At 36.4% G+C, this 20,488-nt stretch carries 22 protein-coding genes; 2 read left to right on the top strand and 20 right to left on the bottom strand.

Annotated features, from left to right (window positions below; genetic code table 11):
- Positions 1 to 5: 5 nt before the first annotated feature.
- The 7 genes from MOO47_RS06880 to MOO47_RS06850 all read right to left on the bottom strand — a co-directional run bounded on the left by MOO47_RS06880 (position 6) and on the right by MOO47_RS06850 (position 5,047).
- Positions 6 to 734, bottom strand: a complete 729-nt coding sequence (locus MOO47_RS06880; protein ID WP_249512718.1) for an isoprenyl transferase — start codon at positions 732 to 734, stop codon at positions 6 to 8.
- Between the two features lie 90 nt (positions 735 to 824).
- On the bottom strand, positions 825 to 1,382 hold the full coding sequence (gene frr / locus MOO47_RS06875; RefSeq protein WP_249512717.1) for a ribosome recycling factor: 558 nt from the start codon (positions 1,380 to 1,382) through the stop codon (positions 825 to 827).
- Positions 1,375 to 2,106: a UMP kinase gene (gene pyrH / locus MOO47_RS06870; RefSeq protein ID WP_249512716.1), complete on the bottom strand. Its 732-nt coding sequence runs from the start codon at positions 2,104 to 2,106 to the stop codon at positions 1,375 to 1,377. Before pyrH ends, frr begins: the two co-directional genes overlap by 8 nt.
- A 93-nt stretch (positions 2,107 to 2,199) precedes the next feature.
- Positions 2,200 to 3,078, bottom strand: a complete 879-nt coding sequence (gene tsf, locus MOO47_RS06865) for a translation elongation factor Ts (RefSeq protein ID WP_249512715.1) — start codon at positions 3,076 to 3,078, stop codon at positions 2,200 to 2,202.
- Positions 3,079 to 3,163: 85 nt separating this feature from the next.
- Positions 3,164 to 3,937, bottom strand: a complete 774-nt coding sequence (rpsB, locus tag MOO47_RS06860) for a 30S ribosomal protein S2 (RefSeq protein ID WP_249512714.1) — start codon at positions 3,935 to 3,937, stop codon at positions 3,164 to 3,166.
- Between the two features lie 140 nt (positions 3,938 to 4,077).
- On the bottom strand, positions 4,078 to 4,332 hold the full coding sequence (locus MOO47_RS06855) for a GIY-YIG nuclease family protein (protein WP_249512713.1): 255 nt from the start codon (positions 4,330 to 4,332) through the stop codon (positions 4,078 to 4,080).
- Positions 4,325 to 5,047, bottom strand: coding sequence for a tRNA1(Val) (adenine(37)-N6)-methyltransferase (locus MOO47_RS06850; protein ID WP_249512712.1), 723 nt, complete (start codon positions 5,045 to 5,047; stop codon positions 4,325 to 4,327). The genes MOO47_RS06855 and MOO47_RS06850 overlap by 8 nt, the downstream gene beginning before the upstream one ends.
- A gap of 59 nt (positions 5,048 to 5,106) precedes the next feature.
- On the opposite strand from MOO47_RS06850, the gene MOO47_RS06845 reads away from it, so the two are divergent.
- Positions 5,107 to 5,733: a lysophospholipid acyltransferase family protein gene (locus MOO47_RS06845; protein ID WP_249512711.1), complete on the top strand. Its 627-nt coding sequence runs from the start codon at positions 5,107 to 5,109 to the stop codon at positions 5,731 to 5,733.
- Between the two features lie 46 nt (positions 5,734 to 5,779).
- Here the strand turns inward: MOO47_RS06845 and MOO47_RS06840 are convergent, their stop codons facing one another.
- From MOO47_RS06840 to MOO47_RS06825, 4 genes are all read right to left on the bottom strand, one after another.
- Entirely contained in the window at positions 5,780 to 7,552 is a 1,773-nt protein-coding gene (locus MOO47_RS06840; protein ID WP_249512710.1) for an ABC transporter ATP-binding protein, read from the bottom strand.
- Between the two features lie 9 nt (positions 7,553 to 7,561).
- Complete coding sequence (locus MOO47_RS06835) at positions 7,562 to 9,295, bottom strand: ABC transporter ATP-binding protein (RefSeq protein WP_249512709.1); 1,734 nt, start codon at positions 9,293 to 9,295, stop codon at positions 7,562 to 7,564.
- A 136-nt stretch (positions 9,296 to 9,431) separates the two neighbouring features.
- Positions 9,432 to 9,647 (bottom strand): YneF family protein, encoded by a 216-nt coding sequence (locus tag MOO47_RS06830; RefSeq protein ID WP_249512708.1) that lies wholly within the window; start codon positions 9,645 to 9,647, stop codon positions 9,432 to 9,434.
- A gap of 90 nt (positions 9,648 to 9,737) precedes the next feature.
- Positions 9,738 to 9,998, bottom strand: coding sequence for a DUF896 domain-containing protein (locus MOO47_RS06825; protein WP_249512707.1), 261 nt, complete (start codon positions 9,996 to 9,998; stop codon positions 9,738 to 9,740).
- Between the two features lie 83 nt (positions 9,999 to 10,081).
- On the opposite strand from MOO47_RS06825, the gene lexA reads away from it, so the two are divergent.
- Positions 10,082 to 10,708, top strand: coding sequence for a transcriptional repressor LexA (gene lexA, locus MOO47_RS06820; RefSeq protein ID WP_249512706.1), 627 nt, complete (start codon positions 10,082 to 10,084; stop codon positions 10,706 to 10,708).
- A 765-nt stretch (positions 10,709 to 11,473) separates the two neighbouring features.
- Here lexA and rplS read toward each other — a convergent pair.
- From rplS to smc, 9 genes are all read right to left on the bottom strand, one after another.
- Complete coding sequence (rplS, locus tag MOO47_RS06815; protein WP_249512705.1) at positions 11,474 to 11,830, bottom strand: 50S ribosomal protein L19; 357 nt, start codon at positions 11,828 to 11,830, stop codon at positions 11,474 to 11,476.
- Positions 11,831 to 11,941: 111 nt separating this feature from the next.
- Positions 11,942 to 12,664, bottom strand: coding sequence for a tRNA (guanosine(37)-N1)-methyltransferase TrmD (gene trmD, locus MOO47_RS06810; RefSeq protein ID WP_249512704.1), 723 nt, complete (start codon positions 12,662 to 12,664; stop codon positions 11,942 to 11,944).
- Positions 12,654 to 13,178, bottom strand: a complete 525-nt coding sequence (gene rimM, locus MOO47_RS06805) for a ribosome maturation factor RimM (protein ID WP_249512703.1) — start codon at positions 13,176 to 13,178, stop codon at positions 12,654 to 12,656. The genes trmD and rimM overlap by 11 nt, the downstream gene beginning before the upstream one ends.
- 93 nt (positions 13,179 to 13,271) lie before the next feature.
- The gene (locus MOO47_RS06800; RefSeq protein ID WP_249512702.1) at positions 13,272 to 13,517 is read right to left on the bottom strand and encodes a KH domain-containing protein; all 246 of its coding nucleotides are present in this window, start codon (positions 13,515 to 13,517) and stop codon (positions 13,272 to 13,274) included.
- Positions 13,518 to 13,531: 14 nt separating this feature from the next.
- The gene (gene rpsP, locus MOO47_RS06795) at positions 13,532 to 13,810 is read right to left on the bottom strand and encodes a 30S ribosomal protein S16 (protein ID WP_249512701.1); all 279 of its coding nucleotides are present in this window, start codon (positions 13,808 to 13,810) and stop codon (positions 13,532 to 13,534) included.
- Between the two features lie 105 nt (positions 13,811 to 13,915).
- Entirely contained in the window at positions 13,916 to 15,352 is a 1,437-nt protein-coding gene (ffh, locus tag MOO47_RS06790; RefSeq protein ID WP_249512700.1) for a signal recognition particle protein, read from the bottom strand.
- A 12-nt stretch (positions 15,353 to 15,364) separates the two neighbouring features.
- Entirely contained in the window at positions 15,365 to 15,700 is a 336-nt protein-coding gene (locus MOO47_RS06785) for a putative DNA-binding protein (RefSeq protein WP_249512699.1), read from the bottom strand.
- On the bottom strand, positions 15,693 to 16,925 hold the full coding sequence (gene ftsY / locus MOO47_RS06780; RefSeq protein WP_249512698.1) for a signal recognition particle-docking protein FtsY: 1,233 nt from the start codon (positions 16,923 to 16,925) through the stop codon (positions 15,693 to 15,695). The genes MOO47_RS06785 and ftsY overlap by 8 nt, the downstream gene beginning before the upstream one ends.
- A gap of 3 nt (positions 16,926 to 16,928) precedes the next feature.
- Complete coding sequence (gene smc / locus MOO47_RS06775; protein WP_249512697.1) at positions 16,929 to 20,480, bottom strand: chromosome segregation protein SMC; 3,552 nt, start codon at positions 20,478 to 20,480, stop codon at positions 16,929 to 16,931.
- Between the last annotated feature and the right edge of the window lie 8 nt (positions 20,481 to 20,488).

Raw genomic sequence — 20,488 nt, 5'->3', positions numbered from 1 at the left:
CTCACTTATTGTTCATCAATTATCTTGCCATAGCGACGTTCACGCTGACGAAAAATAGCTAAATCACGTTGCAAATTATCTGGCGAATAATCAGGCCAGTATTCATCAACAAATACTAATTCAGAGTAAGCTAACTCCCATAAATAAAAGTTAGATAATCTTTTTTCACCGCCAGTTCGAATTAACAGATCAGGATTTTGCAAAGAACCCAACTGCGCTGTTCTTAAATATGTGCCAAAATCACGTTCAGATAATTCATCAATAGCTTGTGGATTATCTATTGCTTGGCGACTGAATGATTTTACGGCATTCAAAATATCGCTTCTGGCACCATAATTAAAAGCAAAATTCAAGATCATTCCTTGATTATCCGCTGTTTGGCGCACCGCTTTTTGGCAAACCTCCCGCGTTTTCTCAGGTAATTCTTCTGTCATGCCGGTAACCAAAACCCGTACATCATTCGCTATTAAATCAGGCATAAACTTACTGAAAAAATCAATTGGCAAATTCATTATGAACTTAACTTCAGATGATGGTCGTGCCCAATTCTCCGTGGAAAAAGCATAAACTGTCAAAGCTTTAATCCCTAAATCACTAGCAGAACTAGCAATGGTTTTAAGATTGTTCATTCCCTTACGATGCCCCGCGATTCGTGGCAATCCTTGCTTTGCCGCCCATCGACCATTACCATCCATAATGATTGCTACATGTTGCGGCAGCGTTTGATCTAACATAATCCAAAACCTCTACCAAATAGTTTAATAAAGGGACTTGATCTGCCATCTAGTCCCTAAAATTTCGCACCTAAATAAAGCAAAACTAAATTAAATTTCAACTAATTCTTTAGATTTATCAGCCGTAATTTGATCGACATTTTGGATGCTAGCATCAGTCACTTTTTGCACTTGCTTTTCTAAATCATGCAATTCATCATCCGTAATTTCGTTATTTTTTTGTTGCTTCTTTAAACTATCCATGGCATCACGACGAATATTACGCACCGCTACCTTACAATTTTCAGATATTTTGCCAACTTCTTTAACCAGCTCTTGCCGTCTTTCACCGGTTAATTGCGGAATTACTAGGCGAATTACACTGCCATCATTAGCTGGATTTATACCGACATCAGAAGCTAATAATGCTCTTTCGATATCTTTTAATGCGCTTTTATCAAATGGAGTCACCAAAATAACTCGCGCTTCTGGAATACTAATTGATGCTACTTGATTAAGTGGCACTTGTGCACCGTAATATTCCACTGTCACACCGTTTAAAATACTTGCATTAGCTCGACCAGCACGTATTTGTCCTAATTCACGCTGTAAAGATGCCTCACTTTTTTGCATATGTTGTTTTGCTTGTTCAATTAGCTCATTAGTCATTAGTTTTTGCTCCTTTAATAGTCGTGCCAATATTTTCACCTTGCACAACTCGTAAAATATTATCTGATTCGTTCAAATTGAAAACAACCAGCGGAATATCGTTATCCATCGACAACGAACTAGCAGTAGAATCCATAACCCCCAGATTATTGTTAATCACATCTAATTGAGTTAATTCTTCATACTTAACAGCTGTCGCGTCTTTTTGTGGATCAGCTGTATAAACGCCATCCACACCATTTTTAGCCATCAAAATAACATCAGCACCAACTTCAGCTGCTCGTAGTACCGAAGTTGTATCTGTTGAAAAGTAAGGACTGCCAGTGCCCGCAGAAAAAATGACTACCCGTCCTTTTTCTAAATGTCTGATTGCTTTACGCCTAATATAAGGTTCTGCAATTTGCCGCATTTCAATTGAGGTTTGCACCCGCGTAGGAACACCAATACTTTCTAAACCATCTTGTAACGCCAAGCCATTCATTACTGTAGCTAACATTCCCATGTAATCAGCTTGGGCACGTTCCATTCCCATTTCAAAACCAGTTTCGCCTCGCCAAATATTGCCACCACCGCAAACAATCGCTACTTGAACACCTAAATCATGAACTTTTTTGATTTGTTGCGCAATTGTATTAATAATCGGTGGATTGATACCGAATCCTTCATCGCCAGCCAAGGCTTCTCCACTTAATTTTAAAACAACTCGTTGATATTTAACGGACATTTGCAAACTCCTTCAATTTTCTTCTATATATTTTAACATAATCAAACCAGATACCATGATTTAATCCAAAAAAAAAAAGCGCTAAGCGCTTTTTTATTTAATTTGACCCATGACTTCGTCAACAAAGTTTTCTTCTTTTTTCTCAATACCTTCGCCGACTTCATAACGATCAAAAGAAACTAATTTGCCATTTTTAGAAGCTACAAATTGTGCAACAGTTTGATCTGGATCCTTAACAAAATCTTGATCAGCTAAACTAATTTCAGATAAATACTTATTCAAACGACCTTCTACAATCTTAGGAACAATTTTTTCAGGTTTGCCTTCATTAATTGTTTCTTCAGTAAATACTTCACGCTCGTGATCAATTACATTGCTAGGAACTTCGTCACGATTTAAATAATCCGGATTAATGGCAGCCACGTGCATTGCCACATCATGTGCAGCCTCACTATCAGCACCGTCAAGCACAACCAAAGTAGCTACTTGACCGCCATTGTGCAAGTAAGAACCAAAGTTATCAGAATCACTTTTTTCAACAATTTCAAAACGCCGTAATGTGATTTTTTCACCAATCACAGCTGTTAAATTAGTAATTGCATCTTGTACACTAGTTCCAGGAGTTACTTCCAATTGCAAAGCAGCTTTTAAATCAGTCGGTTTATTAGCAGCAATTGCATTAGCAATATCAGCGACTAAACTTGTGAATTTATCATTAGAAGCCACAAAATCAGTCTCAGAATTGATTTCTACTAATGCAGCAACATTACCAACAATTTTGATTGCAGCAACACCTTCGGCAGCAATTCGATCATTTTTCTTAGCGGCTTTAGCAACACCTTTTTCACGTAATTCATCAATTGCCTTTTGCATGTCACCATCCGCAGCAACTAAAGCTTTTTTAGCGTCCATCATACCAACGCTAGTCTTATCACGTAGTTCTTTTACTTGTGCAGCAGTAATTTTAGTCATTTAAAGTCCTCCTAAAACATCTTGTTTACACAACAAAAACTATCTTGTGTAATGCAAGACAGTTTTTGTCTAAAATAATTAAATCTTATTGGTTGTCTGAATTTTCTACAACTTCTTCAATGGAAGCTCCATCATCAGTAGTTGCTTCTTGTTGTTCAGGCATTTCCATGTTTTCTTCACCTTGGTGACCTTCAATAATTGCATCAGCCATTTTAGCTGTAATCAAACGAACAGCACGAATAGCATCATCATTAGAAGGGATAATAACATCAATATCATCAGGATCAGTATTAGTATCCACCATTGCAACGATTGGAATATTTAGTTTTTGAGCTTCTTTAACGGCGATACTTTCTTTATGAGGATCCACAATAAACATTACATCAGGAATTCTAGGCATATCTTCAATACCACCCAAGAATTTCTCCAATTTTTGTTGTTGTTTAACTAATAAAGCAGTTTCTTTCTTAGGCAAACGTTCAAAAGTACCGTCTTCAGCCATGTGTTTAATTTGCTTCAAACGCTTGATCCGACTTTGAATAGTATCCCAGTTAGTCAAAGTACCACCTAACCAACGATGATTAACAAAGTATTGACCAGCACGAGTTGCTTCTTCAGCAATAGAATCTTGTGCTTGTTTTTTAGTACCAACAAACAAGAAGACACCATCATCAGCAGCAACATCTTTCACAAAATTATAAGCATCATCAATCATATGAACTGTTTTTTGTAAGTCAATGATATAAATACCATTTCTTTGTGTGAAAATATAAGGCTTCATTTTGGGATTCCAGCGCCGTGTCTGGTGACCAAAATGCACCCCTGCTTCTAGTAACTGTTTCATTGATAATACGGACATTAACTTGACCTCCATGGTTTTTCCACCGCTGATCTTAACTGATCTGCTACACATTGTGCACCAACAAATCAAAAACCAACGTGAGTATTTAATACAGCTAGCATTATACTTAAATAACCATACTTATGCAACTATTTAATTTAATGTTGGTTAATTAAAGCCCATTTTTGTTGCCGCGATAATTGCTTGATGGCATATTCTCTTTTAGAGGCCTGTGAGCGATCTCCTACAATTTCTTGATATTGCAAGCTAACCGGCCGCCGTGTCTTAGTATATTTAGCTCCATGACCACTATTGTGCTGTTTTAAGCGTTTTTTTACGTCATTAGAAATTCCAGTATATAAAGTGCCATCACAACAAAGCACAATATAAACACTATAAATGTTTTCAGTCATTAATAAAATCCTGTAACTGCTTAGTATAAGTGTCATCATTATTATATAAAACTAAAGAAGGCCATACTTTCAAGCCATTGCTGCGCATCGTTTTTCGACACTTAACAAGTACCAAATTAGCATCATCGCCAACGTGTGGATGAATGTACAACAACTCCTTAATAGGCAAATGGTGTTGTTTCAATATTTCAGACAATTCAAACAAGCGATCCAAGCGATACACTAAGTAAAGCACACCATTATCTTTTAATAAGCTACTAGCAGTTTGAGCTAATAATTCTTGCGAAAAATATATTTCATGCCGTGCAATATTGTGTGACAATGATTTACCTAATGTTGGCGTGTCTTTAGGCGCAAAATACGGCGGATTGCAACTAATAATATCGGTACTATCATGTGGCAAATATTGTAAGACATCTTTAACATCGCTATTGATCATTTGGACTTGTTGTTGCAAATGATTTCGGTTAATGGATTGTTGCGCTAAAGTTGCTAACTGCTCTTGCAACTCAAATAAATAAGTCGTCACTTGAAATTTTTGTGTAACACATAGACCGATAATACCACTGCCACTACACAAATCTACTACTATTTGATGTGGACGTGCTTGAATCCAATGTGCTAATAAAACGGAATCAATTGAACTACGATATAAATCAGTATCTTGCAGTAATTCAACATTAAATCCCGGCACGTATTCTACAGTTGTAGTCATTATTATTTTCCTTTTTTGTTATAATAATATACGAAAATTTAAATTTGAGGTAAAAGTTTATGTTTTATAAAATAATTGTTCCGATTGTACGCTTTATTGTCTTCTTACTAAATAGCAATACCCACTATGAAGGCAAAGAAAATTTACCAACGGATCAATCTTATATTATGGTGGCACCACACCGAACCTGGTGGGAACCATTGTTATTCGCCTTAGCTGTTAGCCCAACACCTTGTGCTTTTATGGCGAAAAAAGAATTATTTCAAAATCCAATTTTACGTTTTATTTTAAAACATTCTAATGCATTCCCCGTTGATCGCAAACACCCAGGACCATCTACCATTAAAACACCCGTGAAAGATTTGAACAAACGTAATCTAAGTTTAATTATGTTTCCTTCTGGAACGCGTTATTCTAGTCAATTAAAAGGCGGCGCTGTTTTGATTGCTAAATTATCTCAAAAGCAACTTGTTCCCGTCGTTTATCAAGGTCCTTTGAGTTTCAAAAATTTTCTAAAACGGCAACGTTGCACAGTAAAATTTGGTAAACCAATCAGCATTTCACGGTGCATGAAAGTTGATGAAACTAATACAGAATTGGTTAATCAACAAATTGAACAGGCTTGGCAAAAAATCGATCAGTCCATTGATCCTAATTTTAAATATGTTTTGCCAACTAAAAAATAATAATCATCAAAAAGTAGCTTACAGCTACTTTTTTTATATTCAAAATCTATAACATCTGACTTTGTTGCAATTTATACAATTCATAATATTTACCTTTGCGTTGTATTAACTGTTCATGTGTTCCTAATTCCACAACACACCCCTGATCCAAAACTAAAATCTGGGTAGAATTTTTGATTGTTGATAAACGATGAGCAATCGCGATAGTCGTTCTGCCAGAACGCAAATTATTCAAACCTTGCTGAATTTGATCTTCTGTTTCCGTATCAATATTTGCTGTAGCTTCATCCAATACCAAGATAGTTGGGTCAGTAACTATTGTGCGAGCAAAAGAAATCAATTGTCGCTGCCCGGCTGATAGACCACTTTCGCCGGGTGTGATGGAAGTATGATATTTTTGCGGTAATTTTTCAATAAACTCATCCGCATTCACTAATTGTGCTGCTGTTTTGATTTGTTCATCACTGATATTTTGATTAAATAAACGAATATTAGAATTAATATCACCATAAAACAAATAGGAATTTTGCAGTACTAAACCAATTTTCTGGCGAATTTGCGTTACTGGCAAATGTCGCAGGTCATAACCATCAATCAAAATCTCACCAGTGCCATATTCATAAAAGCGCAACATAATATTAATAATCGTACTTTTGCCACTACCTGTGTGTCCCACAATCCCTAGATGATCACCTGGATTTAATTTAAAAGAAACATCATGTAAAATTTCCGGTCCATCCGGATAAGCAAAACTAACATGACGAAATTCCACGGCACCTTGAGTTATTTTCCCAGCAACTGGTGTTAATTGCTTAGGACCATATTCTTGGCTATCCAAAATTTTAAAAGCGCGATGTCCAGCCACTACCCCGTCTTGGAAAAAAGACAAAGTATCCATTAAGTTAGTAATTGGGTTGAAAAATTGACTCACATAAGTTGTAAAAGCATAAATCATCCCTGCTTGTAAAAAGATATGTTGACTTCTAAAACCTAAAAAGCCTAACACACAAACTAAAGCTAAAGTGTACAGCAAATTAACAATTGGCGATAGTAATAATGAGTTAATGCGAATCATTGATTTACGTGATTGAAAGTATTCTTGATTAGTTTTCGCAAATTCTTTATTAATACGCTTTTGTTGTCGAAAATTTTGAATAATCTGAATTCCTTGAATCGTTTCACTAATTTGGGTATTAATTTCACTTAATTTTTGTCGCATATAGCGATAAGCCACTAAGCTATACTTATTATATAAGGCAATCGCCACCAGCAACAAAGGCAAAAATAACAACACAACTAAAGCGGCCATTCTATCAGTCATAAGCATTGCAATAAAAGCCGCAATCACTGAAAATAAGCCGATCATGCCTGACAAAAACACCTGCATAAAATCTGAAATTGACATTGTATCGTTATTAACGCGCGAAACAATCGAACCGGCAGCCACTCGATCAAAATAACTCATTCCTAATTGATGCAATTTAGCAAAAAGCGCACGTCTCAGATCTTCCAACATATATTCACTGCCCATGTTAAAAGCAAAAGTGGTACTAAATTGACTGATTGAACGAATTACTACACCCAAAAGATATAGTAAAGCACTGCCAATAATAACTTGTAAGGAAAGTGCAGCTTTCACCAAATAATGATCCATGTAATATTGCAAAAAACGGGGCAAAACAATGTTCATCAGCGATTGGACAATAACAGCTACAGCCGCTATAAAAAAAGTCTTCCAATGTTTAGCAGCAAAGCCCAATAAACGCCAAACGATCTGATGTTGTTCTTTAGGTGAAATGTGTTGCTTATGTGTCGTCATATTTTTCTCCTAATAATTCATCTGCTGGCGCTGCCACATTTTAGCATACCAACCACTGTGCGCCAATAATTGTTGATGCGTTCCTCTTTCAACAATTGTTCCATACTCTAAAACAATAATTTCATCTGCATCCATAACACTACGCAAACGTTGGGCAATAACAATTGTAGACTGACCAGCTGGACGATATTGGCGTAAATTTTGATTAATTGCTACCTCTGTTTTAGCATCAACAGCTGATGTAGCATCATCTAAAATTAAAATTTTGGGTCCACTTAAAACAGCACGAGCAATAGCTAAGCGTTGCTGTTGTCCGCCAGACAAAGAAACACCACGCTCACCAATCATTGTTTGGTAGCCCGCACTCAAGTCCTGAATGTCACCATCAACGGCACCCGCTAAAGCAGCATTTTTTACCAGTTGATCAGAACTTTGATAATTAGCAAAGCGAATATTATTCTTCACAGAAGCTGAAAATAAAAAATTAATTTGGGGAACATAGCCAATATTAGTTAGCAAAGTATCTAAAGAATAATTCCGAATATCATTGCCACCTAAAGTAATTTGACCTGTATATTGATCAAATCTTCGCAAAATCAGCTTAATTAGCGTGCTTTTTCCGGAACCAACTCGTCCGACAATACCTAATGTGCGTCCAGGCGCTAATTCAAAAGTAATATTTTGTAACGCTGTATTTTGCCCATCAGGATAAGTAAAACTCTGAATATCAACCTTCAAAGTTGCATTGTTAACTGGTAATTGTTGCTGATCTGATTGCGTCAATAGCGCTTTTTCACCTAAAATATCTTGAATTCGATCAAAACTAGCATTGCCGCGCTCTAAAATATTAAATAAGCGACCAATTGCAAACATTGGCCAGACTAACGCATTAATATAACCTACAAAAGCAATCAATTGTCCGATAGTAATCACGTGTTGCAAAATCAGTTGTGAACCATAAATGATCGTAATAACGTAAGTCAACCCAATAATTAAACCAGTTATGGGATCAAAAAAAGCATCCACTAGGTTAACTTTTCGATTAATGTTAATTGTTTGATCAACTTGCCGATTAAAATCTGCGATGTCTTCTTGTTCTTGACCAAAAGTTTTAATGACTTTAATACCGGTCATACTTTCTTGGGTTTTATTACTTAATTGTGAAAACGCTGCTTGTGATTTAGAAAAATAATGATGCAAACGATTTCCCAATAAGCGTGCCATAACTGCAAGCAAAGGCAGTGGCAAAATAGCAATAATTGTTAAATGCCAATCTACAAAAACTACCATTGCAATAATCGTTAGCCCTCCGGTAATAATGGAATCAGCTAACGTTAAGATACCTGATCCCGCTACATTTTGTACAGCAGAAATATCATTAGTCGCATGCGCCATTAAATCACCAATTCTATGGCGCCTAAAAAAAGTATCATCCATATTCAAATAATGCCAAAATAAGCGACTGCGTAATTGCTTTTCCAGTTGTGCTGCTCCACCCCAAATTTCACGCCGCCAACCATATCTAAATAAATACTGTGCAATTCCAGCAATAGCCAAAATTGTTAGTAAAAATAATAAGCGTTGTACATTAAGCTGATGCTGATTAATCCAATCAGCAAATTTACCAATGATTTGGGGGATCGCTAAATTAGCCACTGCAGTTAAAATAAGGAATAAGACACCAATCAAATAATGCTTTTTTTGTTCTTTAAAAAACCAATTCAACTTCCTAAAAATTGTCACTTTTTGCGCCTCACAATTGATTAGTTATTTCTAACTTTAACAATTTATTTTAACATTGCAAGTGTCCCGTGCTAAAATTTTAAATTACTTAATGAAATACAAAAAAAAGACAGTTAAACTGTCTTTTTTAATCAAATTACTTTTTGTTTTGATTCTTCATCATTTGCATCATTTGATTTAATTTCTTTTGTGAAGGTTTTTGTCCCATTTGTGCCATCATTTGTCGCATCATATCCGGTGAAATTGGCGGATTATCTTGCAAATATTTCTTCATATAAGCTCGTGCACCAAAAAAACCACCAACCAGACCTAGAATTAACATAATAATTCCGACTAGGATTGTAATTCCCATTTCTCATCCATCCTTATTCACAGATCAAAATAAGATCCATGACTTGATTAGTTAATTTGATTATATCATATTCCAGTCACAAAATTGCATTTAATCTTTACGCCAGCCATTTTTTTGCTGTAGATTACGCACTTTGCGCGATGTTATTTCATTACCGTTTTTGTCATATAATTTAGTGTGTTCAATACGGTCTTTTAAGCCTTGCCTAAAATTAGCCAAATATTCTTGTCGCAACTTTCCTTGTTCTTTAGCCTCAGCATCTGTTAATGTACCCATTTTTTGCTTCTGTGCTAATTCATTAATTCTTTTAACTAATTCTGGTGGTTGCGAATTCTTTTCTTGTTTAGTCATAATCATTTCCTTTCAGCGAACATTCGTTTGCAACAATAAGTCACATATGCTAATCTAATTTTAAACATACTAGGAGTGTCACAATGAGTCAACCAATTAGTGCAAAACAGTTTGAAATTTTGCAATATATTTATGATTATTTAAAGGAACACCAATATCCACCAACTGTACGCGAGATTGGTTATCAAGTAAATTTATCTTCGACTTCAACTGTTCACGGACATTTAGAACGTCTGGAAAAAAAGGGGTTTTTGCGTCGTAACCCTGCAAAACCTCGCGCACTCGAATTAACGACTGATGGATTAGCTGTTTTATCCATTCCTGTAGATCAAATTCCAGTTGTTGGCACGGTAACAGCTGGTCAACCGTTGTTAGCTATCCAACAGCAATCCGAAACTAATTTTCCAATGCCACCCAATTTAAAAACTGAAACCCAGCCATTATTTATGTTAACAATCAATGGTTCAAGCATGATCAATACTGGCATTTTAGACGGTGATCAAGTTATTGTTCGCCAACAAAGTACCGCTCAAAACGGAGAAATTGTTATTGCTATGAATGCTGATAATGAAGCTACCTGCAAGCGTTTTTTTAAAGATCAGAATCAATTTCGCCTGCAGCCTGAAAATGATGATTTTGAACCTATTTATTTGGAACAAGTTACCATTTTAGGCAAAGTAGTTGGTTTATACCGGCAAAACATAAATTAAAGTGACTCATCAGCCACTCAACATGCAGTAGCCTTTAATAAGTTATTGGAAACAAACCATAAATGAAAAGCACTAGGATTTTCCAAATTAGCTCGCGATAATCCCACAAAAATAGCACACTGATTGATTTCAGTTAATGGTGAGGATAGAGTTTGTGGATCTGGATATCTTGCACAATAACACCTGGTGCTTTCTTTAGTACAGCTTTAATTTAAATACAACTGGTCTTTTTATCATGAACCAAAAAATAGATTGCTCCACCATGACCAATAATTGCTAGTACACGCACACAAGTAGCAATAATTTTTAATTGTACAATATTTTATCATTTTTTGGTTTTATGGTTTATCTTACATTACTCATGAGTACAGCCATTTGCTTAAAAAACATTTATTTGCGGTAAAAGATTAAACGCTTGCGGTACCAGCATGCCTGCTACTAGTTTAGCCCTTACACCTAACTACCTGCACTTAGTAAACACAGTTGAACCAATAACTGTTTACAACAAGTTCCAGTACGCATCCACTAAAAAATGCATGATTTTTGGTTAGGATTAATTGATAGCGCTACCACAATGAAAGCGTTTCTTATTTCTTAAAATAAATTACACAACTTAAAAATTAAATATCAGTTAGGCACTTTACAATTTACTAAAGAAATTAATGTTTATCGCGAATGGCAATTACAGGTGCAAAAATTTAAAAAAATATATATAAAAAGAGTGCTGCCAATCTTAGCAACACTCTTAATTTTATATTTAAAATATTAACGACGTTTTTCTGGAATCCGTGCTGCCTTACCACGCAATGCACGCAAGTAATACAACTTGGAACGACGAACACGACCGTAACGGACAACTTCAATCTTAGCAACACGTGGTGAATGTAATGGGAAAGTACGTTCAACACCAACACCACTACTAATTTTACGTACCGTATAAGTTGCACTAATACCAATTCCGCGACGCTTAATAACTACGCCTTCAAAAATCTGAATACGTTCGCGACTACCTTCAACAACCTTGGCATGCACGCGGACTGTGTCACCAGGACGAAATTCAGGAATGTCATCACGCAACTGTGTTTTAGTAACTGTTTCAATTAATGGACTTTTGATACCCATAAAATTATCTCCTTTATTCTGATACTCATGCAAATCTAACATCACAGCGGAATATCATCTCTATAAACATACAAATGTAATTGTAACATATCATATGAACTTAGCAAACTATTATTTGTTATTTTGCCACTGCTGAATTAACTTTTGATCAGCAGAAGATAATTCAGTCAATAAATCAGGGCGTTGACAATAAGTTTTATATAGAGCTTGTTCATGACGCCATTGGGCAATTTTTTGGTGATTACCGCTTAACAAAACATCGGGCACTTTCATCCCTCGATATTCAACCGGACGCGTATATTGCGGGTACTCCAACAAATTGTCTGAAAAAGAATCGGAATATGCGGATGCTTGATTGCCCAATACACCAGGAATAAAGCGTGCTGTGGCATCAACCATCATCATCGCTGCCATTTCCCCACCGGTAATCACAAAATCGCCAATTGATAAATGATCTGTGGCTAAATTTTCGATACGTTGATCAAAACCTTCATAGTGCCCACATAAAAATACTAAATGTTGCTCTTGCGCCAAATCTTGGGCAATGTTTTGATCAAAACGTTGACCAGCAGGATCTAGTAAGATCACACGCTTGCGGCCAGCATCTTGTTCATTAATTTCATCCATCGCACGATAAAAAGGTTGCGGTTGTAACAACATACCAGCGCCTCCACCATACGGAGTGTCGTCAACATGATGATGTTTATCAGTGGAATATTTACGAAAATCACAAATATTTAAGTCGATCAAACCCTTTTCCTGCGCCTTGCCTAAAAGTGATTCATCTAAAGCTGCAAACATCTTTGGAAATAAAGTTAAAATATCAATCTTCATCAATTAACCCCGCTGGTAGATCCACTTGTGCTTTTTTTTGTTGCAAATCGACATTTAATAATACTGATTTCAAAATGGGAATCAAAACTTCCGCACCTTGTTGATTGCGCACTGTCCAAACATCGTTCGGTCCCAAATCCCAAATATCAACTACTTTTCCGAGCAAACCATGCGTTTGGTCAATTACTGTAATACCTAAAATATCCTTATAATAATATTGCCCCAGTGGTAATTCAGGCAAATCTGCTGTGGCAATATATAAATCACAATTACGATATTGTTCGGCAGCTGTCAAATCAGCAATTTCTTTAATCTGTAATAACCAATTGCCTTTGTGTACGCGAACACTCTGCAAGGTTACCGGTCGCAAGTACTGTTGACTTTGTATAAATAACTGTTGACCTTTAATAAAACGCTGTTCTGGTTGATCAGTGGTGGTCCTGATTTTTAACTCACCTTTTAAACCGTGAGTATTGATGATTGTCCCGACACGTAAATAATCTTCATTAATCATAAATGTTTATCCTTTTAAAAAAGACCAGAACAAAACTAAGTTTTGCACCAGCCTTTTATCATAAAAATTGCTCAAATTCATACTAGATAGATATCATTCAGGAATAATATTTAACTTAATTCGCTGATCATTATTATGATTTTGCGAATAGACCACTGTGCGAATGGCCTGAGCCACGCGTCCATGTTTTCCAATAATTCTACCAGCATCAGCTGCACTCACGTGCAGGTTATAGACTAAACAATCATCATTCATTTCTGTGGTAATTTCGATCTGTTCTTTATTATCAGCCAATGGAACAACAATTGCCTTAATTAACTTAACAATACTAGAATCCATTTCGTTTATCACAACTATTTGGATTTGTTAGCTAATTTTAATTCATGAAATTTTTGCATAATGCCTTGTTTTTGCAACAAGTTACGTACTGTATCTGAAGGTTGAGCACCCTTTTGTAACCAGTCTAACACCATTGCCTCATCAATTTTGATATCTTCTTTACGTAATGGATTATAGTGACCAACTTGTTCAATAAAACGACCATCACGAGGAGCACGAGAATCAGCAACAACTATCCGATAAAAAGGACGTCTTTTACTTCCCATTCGGTGCATACGAATCTTAACTGCCATAATTAAATCCTCCATAAAACTAAACTATTATTCTTAACTTTAATAAGTATACTTTACACTAGTTCATGTGTAAAGTCTTTTTTCTTTACATAGTTAAAGTTAAAATTATGATTTAAATCGCTTAACTTTTTTCAAACGCTTCTTTTTATTCTTCTTGGTTTTGCGCATCATGGAGCCAACTGCCATCTTGCCCATTTTTCCTTGAAAACCACCACCTAGCATCTGCTCTAGACCAGCCATATTACCATTAGACATTTTTTGCATCATCTGCTGCATTTGCTTAAATTGCTTAATCATCCGATTAACTTCAGCAATAGGTCGCCCAGCACCAGCTGCTAGCCTTCTACGGCGCGATGGATTCAGTAAATCAGGATTTTGTCTTTCTTTTTGTGTCATCGAATAAACAATTGCTTTCAGATGTTCTAAATCTTTAGGATCCATCTTTGCATTTTGCAAAGCTGGGTTATTTCCCATGCCGGGAATCATTTTCATAATATCTTCCATGGGACCCATCTTTTGCACTTGTTCTAATTGCGCTACAAAATCATTAAAATCAAAGCTGTTCTCTTGCATTTTACGTGCTAATTCTTCAGCTTGTTGTTCATCATAATCTTTTTGGGCTTTTTCGATCAAAGTCATCATATCGCCCATACCCAAAATGCGATTAGCCATTCGTTCGGGATGAAAAACTTCCAAAGCAGCTAATTTTTCACCAGAACCAATAAATTTAATTGGTTTTCCAGTAACAGCTCGAATAGATAACGCAGCCCCACCACGAGTATCACCGTCTAATTTGGTTAAGATTACACCAGTTAAATCCAAACGTTGATTAAAACCTTCCGCTACATGCGTAGCTGCTTGACCAGTCATAGAATCCACAACCAATAAAATTTCATTAGGCTGCGCTAAAGCCTTAATTTGGCTTAATTCATCCATTAACTGGTCATCAATTTCTAATCGACCTGCCGTATCAATCAAAACATAATCGTTCTTATTTTCTTGTGCTTGCTGTAAGCCACGTTGCACAATATCTACTGGACTAGCAGTTGTCCCTTCTTCATAGACCGGCACATCTATTTGTTGCCCAATTGTTTTTAATTGTTCAACAGCAGCTGGACGATAAACATCTGCCGCAATAAAAAGTGGCCGAGCACGTTTCTCATCCTTTAAATAACGCGCTAATTTACCAGCTGAAGTCGTTTTACCAGCACCTTGTAAACCAACCAACATGATAATTGTCGGAATTTTAGGTGCCTTATTTAAACTAACTGCACTAGTACCCATGATTTGGGTGAGTTCTTCATTGACAATTTTAATAATTTGTTGCGCTGGTGTTAAGCTATCTAAAACCTCACTGCCAACCGCCCGCTCACGAATTTTTTTGATGAAGGTTTTTGTAACATCGAAGTTAACGTCCGCTTCCAATAACGCTAGCCGGACTTCACGCATCATTTCTTTTACGTCAGCTTCAGTAACCTTACCTTTGCCGCGTAACTTAGAAAAAGTCTTCTGGAGTCGTTCACTCAATCCTTCAAAAGCCATCTTATCTATCTCCTATTCTAGTTCTGTCAATTCGGTAGTTAAGTGTTGCAATTCTGGATCATCAGATTGCGCCACTAAATCCTGCAACTTACTCAGCAATTGCTCTCTTTTTAAAAAATTACGGTATAAGTGTAATTTATTTTCATAGTCATTCAACAAATTAACCGTGCGCTTCAAATTATCATAAACGGCTTGCCGACTCACTTGATAGTTGGCAGCAATTTCTCCTAAAGAATAATCATCACCATAATATAGCCGCATGTATAAGTCTTGCTTATTAGTCAAAAGCGGTTGGTAAAAATCATACAACATATTAACTTTTGTTTTGCGCGATAAACTATCATTCATCACTTCCACCAGCTGCTAACAAAGTGCTGAACAGACCAGTTGTATATTTTTCTGGATCAAAGGTACGCAAATCTTGAATTTGTTCACCTAATCCAACTAGCTTAACAGGAATATGCAACTCATTATTAACCGCCAAAACAATTCCACCTTGTGATGAACCATCTAACTTAGATAAGACGATTCCTGTAACTTGAGTAACTTCTTGAAATTGTTTAGCTTGACTTAAAGCATTTTGTCCGGTTGTTGCATCCACTACAAGCAAAACTTCGTGTGGAGCAGTGGGGATTTCCCGGGTAATAATACGCTTGATTTTCTCTAGTTCTTTCATCAAATTGGTATTATTTTGCAAGCGACCCGCAGTATCTACTAATAAGACGTCAAAGTCATCATTTTTAGCAACTTGTAAAGCATCATAAACCACAGCAGCCGGATCACTGCCTGCAGGTTTAGCGATTGTTTGTACATCAATTCGTTCGCCCCAAGCCTGTAATTGTTCAATAGCACCAGCACGAAAAGTGTCGGCCGCTGCCAATAAAACTTTATGATTTTCGTTTTTTAGACGTGCTGCTAATTTACCGATAGTAGTTGTTTTACCAGCACCATTAACACCTACAAATAAAATAACATTTAAAGACCGCTCGTTATCAATATTTAATTCATAATCTTCATTTTGATTGTCTTCATGATAAAGTTCCACCATCTTGTCAATAATTACTTTGGATACATCAGCTTTAGACTTGGCGTTTTGTAGTTTCACTTCCGTACGTAAAGCATCCGAAATTCTCATAGCCATGTTATAACCAACATCAGCTTGAATTAACAAATCTTCTAAGTCATCAAAAAAATCTTCATCGACTGAACGAAAATTAGCCATAAATGAATTGAACTTATCACGAAAACTATGCCGCGTCTTTTTAAGACCTTGCTCGTATTCAACAGCATCAGTCTTTAATTCTGATTCTTGTGTAGCATCTACTGACTGTGCTGGTTTGTCTGAAACCACAATTTCACTGTTTATTTCAGCTTTTTGGTCAGGAGTGTTGCCTTCACTATTTGCTGTATCTTCCGAAATTACTGGTGTTTCAGCCACTTCAACTGTCGAATCTTCTGAAACTGTTGGTGTCTCAGACTTGGTTTCAGCAATTGGTTCAGATACTGGTGTTTCAGGCTTTTTTTCCTCAGTCTGCTTATGATCTTTTTTCTTTAAAAAATTAAATAGTCCCATTAACTAACTCACTTCTTTCGCTTTCAAATCCAAGGCTAATACTGTAGATACACCTGATTCTTGCATTGAAATGCCGTATAACTGATTAACCTGCATCATGGTACCCTTACGATGCGTAATAACAATAAACTGCGTTTGAGCATCATATTGATTTAAAAAAGTGGCAAAACGTTCCACATTAGCGTCATCTAAAGAGGCTTCTACCTCATCTAAAATGCAAAATGGTACTGGTTTTACTTTCAATAAGGCAAATAACAAAGTAATTGCCGTCAAAGCTTTTTCACCACCAGATAATAAACTCAAGCGCTGCAATCGTTTTCCGGGTGGCTGTGCAATAATTTCAATTCCTGTATTTAATAAATCAGCAGGATCAGTTAATGCTAACTTAGCATGCCCGCCACCAAACATCTGTGGAAAAACATCACCAAATGCCACTGCCACCTGATCAAACATCGCCTTAAATCGCTGAATGACTTCTTGATCCATTTCTTTCATAGTTGCAGACAATTGCTTTCGAGCCGTTAACAAATCAGCACGCTGATCCGTCAAAAACTCATAACGCTCTTTAACTTCATCATATTCTTCGATAGCAGCCAAATTAACCGAACCCAATTCTTGTAAACCTTGTTGCAACATTTGCGCTTTGCGTTGAGCAGCTGCTAAATCCCAATTATCAGGCAACTGTTGCACAGCTACTTCAATGCTTAAATGATAATCTTGCTCTAAAGTTTGTAGACGTTGCTTAATTTTCGTAGATATTTGTGCCAATTGTACGGCATTTTGTTCTTGCTCATCAGACCATTTTTTTTGCAAAGAAAACAAACGTTGCGCAACTGGTTCAATTTCTTGGGCTTGCTCTTGTTTTTGCTGACGAGATTGCCTTAGACTGGGTAGTTGCTCTTTCAAAGTTGAAAGCTGCTGTTCAATTTGCTTAATTTTTGTTGTGGTTGCTGCAACTGAATCATGTAAAGTACCTTGATTTTTAACTAACTCTGTCAACACCGCTTGCTTTTCTGCCGATTGCTTATGATTATCTTGCAACTGTGTTTCACTTTGTTGCAATACAATTACTTGATTTTGCAAATTATTTTCAGCCAAGGCCAGTTGCGTTTTTTGCGCTTGCAGTTGTTCTGTTATTTGAGCTTTTTGCTGATCAAAATCCTGCAAAGAATCTTGTTTCTGTGACAATTGTTGCTTTTGCTGATCTATTCTTAGTGTCAATTTTGTAATATTTTGCCGTGTAACCTGTAATTGCTGGTTGCAATTAGTTTGTTCTTTCTGAACAGTTAATAGTTTATCTTTTAATTCTTGCACTTGTTGTTGCTTGACCAATTGCCTTTGTTGCTCAACTTCTCGAGCACTTTTAATTTCTTGTGCTTTTTGCAACAAAGATTGAATATTAACTTGTTTTTGCTCAACAACTTGCGTTAAGTTTTGCACTTGTTCTTGATAATCTTTAATTCTAGATTCTGTTTGAACAAGTAATTGCTGAAATTGCTTTAACTGTTCTTGCAAAGTTTTATAACGTGTTTTTTGACCTAATAACTCTGTTTGATTTTTATTTTGACCACCCGTCAATGAACCACCAGGATTGATCAAATCACCTTGCAAAGTAACAATTTTAAAACGCTGATGTAAAACATTACTAGCAGCAATGGCAGCATCAATATCTTTAACCACAATTAACGAACCAAAAATATTCTCAATAATATTCCTGATATCCAGTTTAGAACTAATTAAATCACTAGCTAAACCAACAAAATAATCTTGATTAGCAATTGCTGCATACTGCTGCTTACTTAGTTGTCTAGATTTAATAATATCGCGTGGCAAAAAAGTAGCTCGCCCAGCCTTTTGCTGCCGCAAAAAAGCAATCGCATCACGAGCGGCAGCTTGATTTTGCGTAACAATCGCCTGTAATTGTGCACTAGCGGCACTTTGAATAGCGGTTTGATAAATCTTTGGAACATCAATTAACTCTGCCAAAACACCTACCACACCAGTTAGTTGCGGTTGAGCATTCAAGACTGAACGCACCCCTTGATAAAAGCCTTGATGTTGTTTAATCACTCGCTTTAAAGATTGCAATTCAGCTTGCTTATTTTGGTATCGTCGCAGTTTTTCGTAATAAGTTGTTTGCGTTTGCTCTAATTGTTGTTGCAACTGAATTAATTGCTGGTTATTAGTAGTCAAAGTTGTCTGTGCTTTTGTAAGTTTCTCTTTTTGATCTTGATATTTTTGCCGCCAAGCATTTTCTTGCTGTGTTAATTCAACTTGATCTTGCTTGAAAGTTGCCAGTTGCTGTCGTAATTGGTCTAATTGAGCAGTTAAATCTTTTAATTGTTGAGCTTGATACTGCGCCTGATTAGTCGCTACTGATTGCTGTTTGATAGTTGTAATGTTTTGTTGCCGTAATTGCTCAATAGTTTGGGCAATTGTTTGCGGATCAGCGGTTAATTTACCCTGCAAAAGAGTTACTTGCTGCTTTAAATCCTTGATCTGCTTTTTTAATTGAGCTGATTTCGCAGTATGCTTTTGATTATTAGCCTGCAAAGTTGTTTGTGCTTGTTGCAAAGTTGCAATATCTTTTTGCAGTTGCTCTTTACTATTATCTGTAAAATCAAAGCGTTCAGCATTAACTGCTTTTTGCCTTCTTAAAACTTCTAATTGCTGGCTCAATTGAGCAGATTGTTGTTGCTTATCATCTAATTCAGCAGTCAAAGCAGCAATTTGCTCTCTATTTTGAGTAACTTGTTGGTTGGAATCTGTTACTTGCTGTGCCACAGTTACCAATTGACGTTGAATACTTTGTTTTTGCTCTTGCAAAGTTTGTTGTTGATCAGCCAATTGTGTGATTTCCGTAGCTAAAATTTTTTGTTCCAGCTGATCAAAAAGACTTTTTTGTTCCTGATAATCACGCGCAATACTAGCTTGTTCCTTCAATGGTTCTACACGATTAGCTAACTCCTGCACAATATCGCAAACTCGTTGTAAATTATCATCAGTTTGTGCTAATTGTTGCTGAGCTTGCTGCTTTTTTAATTTAAACCCTGCCACACCAGCAGGTTCTTCAATCAAAAAACGGCGTGCCTCAGGTTTATTGCCAAAAATAGCTTCCACATTGCCTTGCGAAATAATGGTTAACGAATGCCGCCCTAATCCAGCATCTAAAAACAAATTAGCAACATCTTTCAAACGTAATTTACGACCATTGATCAGAAATTCACTTTCACCATCACGAAACAACCGTCTTTGCACAGTTACCTCGTCATGATCCCAATTTAGATCACGTTTTTTATTGTCAAAAGTTAACGTTACTTCCGCACGACTCAAAGGTGGTCTGGTATCACTACCTGCAAAAATAATATCTTGCATTCTTTCGCCACGCAAACTCTTGACAGACTGTTCGCCCATTACCCAGCGCACGGCTTCAGTTAAATTACTTTTACCACTACCATTAGGCCCAATCACACCTGTGATACCAGTGCCAAAATCAATCGTCGTTTTGTCAGCAAAAGATTTAAAACCATTAATCTGCAGTGACTTTAATACCAACCAAAGAT

It is taken from the genome of Bombilactobacillus thymidiniphilus (assembly GCF_023380245.1).
Classification (GTDB): Bacteria; Bacillota; Bacilli; order Lactobacillales; family Lactobacillaceae; genus Bombilactobacillus; species Bombilactobacillus thymidiniphilus.
Note: the sequence above shows the minus strand (reverse complement) of the source record. Positions and strands in the feature narration are given on the sequence as shown.

Bases quoted from the DNA above. Each gene is read 5' to 3' on its own strand.
- MOO47_RS06825 (WP_249512707.1), bottom strand. From the start codon at position 9,998: ATGACTAAACAAGAAAAGAATTCGCAACCACCAGAATTAGTTAAAAGA.
- frr (WP_249512717.1), bottom strand. From the start codon at position 1,382: ATGACTAATGAGCTAATTGAACAAGCAAAACAACATATGCAAAAAAGT.
- MOO47_RS06880 (WP_249512718.1), bottom strand. From the start codon at position 734: ATGTTAGATCAAACGCTGCCGCAACATGTAGCAATCATTATGGATGGT.
- MOO47_RS06855 (WP_249512713.1), bottom strand. From the start codon at position 4,332: ATGACTGAAAACATTTATAGTGTTTATATTGTGCTTTGTTGTGATGGC.
- ftsY (WP_249512698.1), bottom strand. From the start codon at position 16,925: ATGGGACTATTTAATTTTTTAAAGAAAAAAGATCATAAGCAGACTGAG.
- ffh (WP_249512700.1), bottom strand. From the start codon at position 15,352: ATGGCTTTTGAAGGATTGAGTGAACGACTCCAGAAGACTTTTTCTAAG.
- rpsB (WP_249512714.1), bottom strand. From the start codon at position 3,937: ATGTCCGTATTATCAATGAAACAGTTACTAGAAGCAGGGGTGCATTTT.
- pyrH (WP_249512716.1), bottom strand. From the start codon at position 2,106: ATGTCCGTTAAATATCAACGAGTTGTTTTAAAATTAAGTGGAGAAGCC.
- rimM (WP_249512703.1), bottom strand. From the start codon at position 13,178: ATGATTAATGAAGATTATTTACGTGTCGGGACAATCATCAATACTCAC.
- MOO47_RS06845 (WP_249512711.1), top strand. From the start codon at position 5,107: ATGTTTTATAAAATAATTGTTCCGATTGTACGCTTTATTGTCTTCTTA.
- lexA (WP_249512706.1), top strand. From the start codon at position 10,082: ATGAGTCAACCAATTAGTGCAAAACAGTTTGAAATTTTGCAATATATT.
- MOO47_RS06830 (WP_249512708.1), bottom strand. From the start codon at position 9,647: ATGGGAATTACAATCCTAGTCGGAATTATTATGTTAATTCTAGGTCTG.
- MOO47_RS06785 (WP_249512699.1), bottom strand. From the start codon at position 15,700: ATGAATGATAGTTTATCGCGCAAAACAAAAGTTAATATGTTGTATGAT.
- MOO47_RS06850 (WP_249512712.1), bottom strand. From the start codon at position 5,047: ATGACTACAACTGTAGAATACGTGCCGGGATTTAATGTTGAATTACTG.
- trmD (WP_249512704.1), bottom strand. From the start codon at position 12,664: ATGAAGATTGATATTTTAACTTTATTTCCAAAGATGTTTGCAGCTTTA.
- rpsP (WP_249512701.1), bottom strand. From the start codon at position 13,810: ATGGCAGTTAAGATTCGTATGCACCGAATGGGAAGTAAAAGACGTCCT.
- MOO47_RS06840 (WP_249512710.1), bottom strand. From the start codon at position 7,552: ATGACGACACATAAGCAACACATTTCACCTAAAGAACAACATCAGATC.
- rplS (WP_249512705.1), bottom strand. From the start codon at position 11,830: ATGGGTATCAAAAGTCCATTAATTGAAACAGTTACTAAAACACAGTTG.
- MOO47_RS06800 (WP_249512702.1), bottom strand. From the start codon at position 13,517: ATGGATTCTAGTATTGTTAAGTTAATTAAGGCAATTGTTGTTCCATTG.
- tsf (WP_249512715.1), bottom strand. From the start codon at position 3,078: ATGACTAAAATTACTGCTGCACAAGTAAAAGAACTACGTGATAAGACT.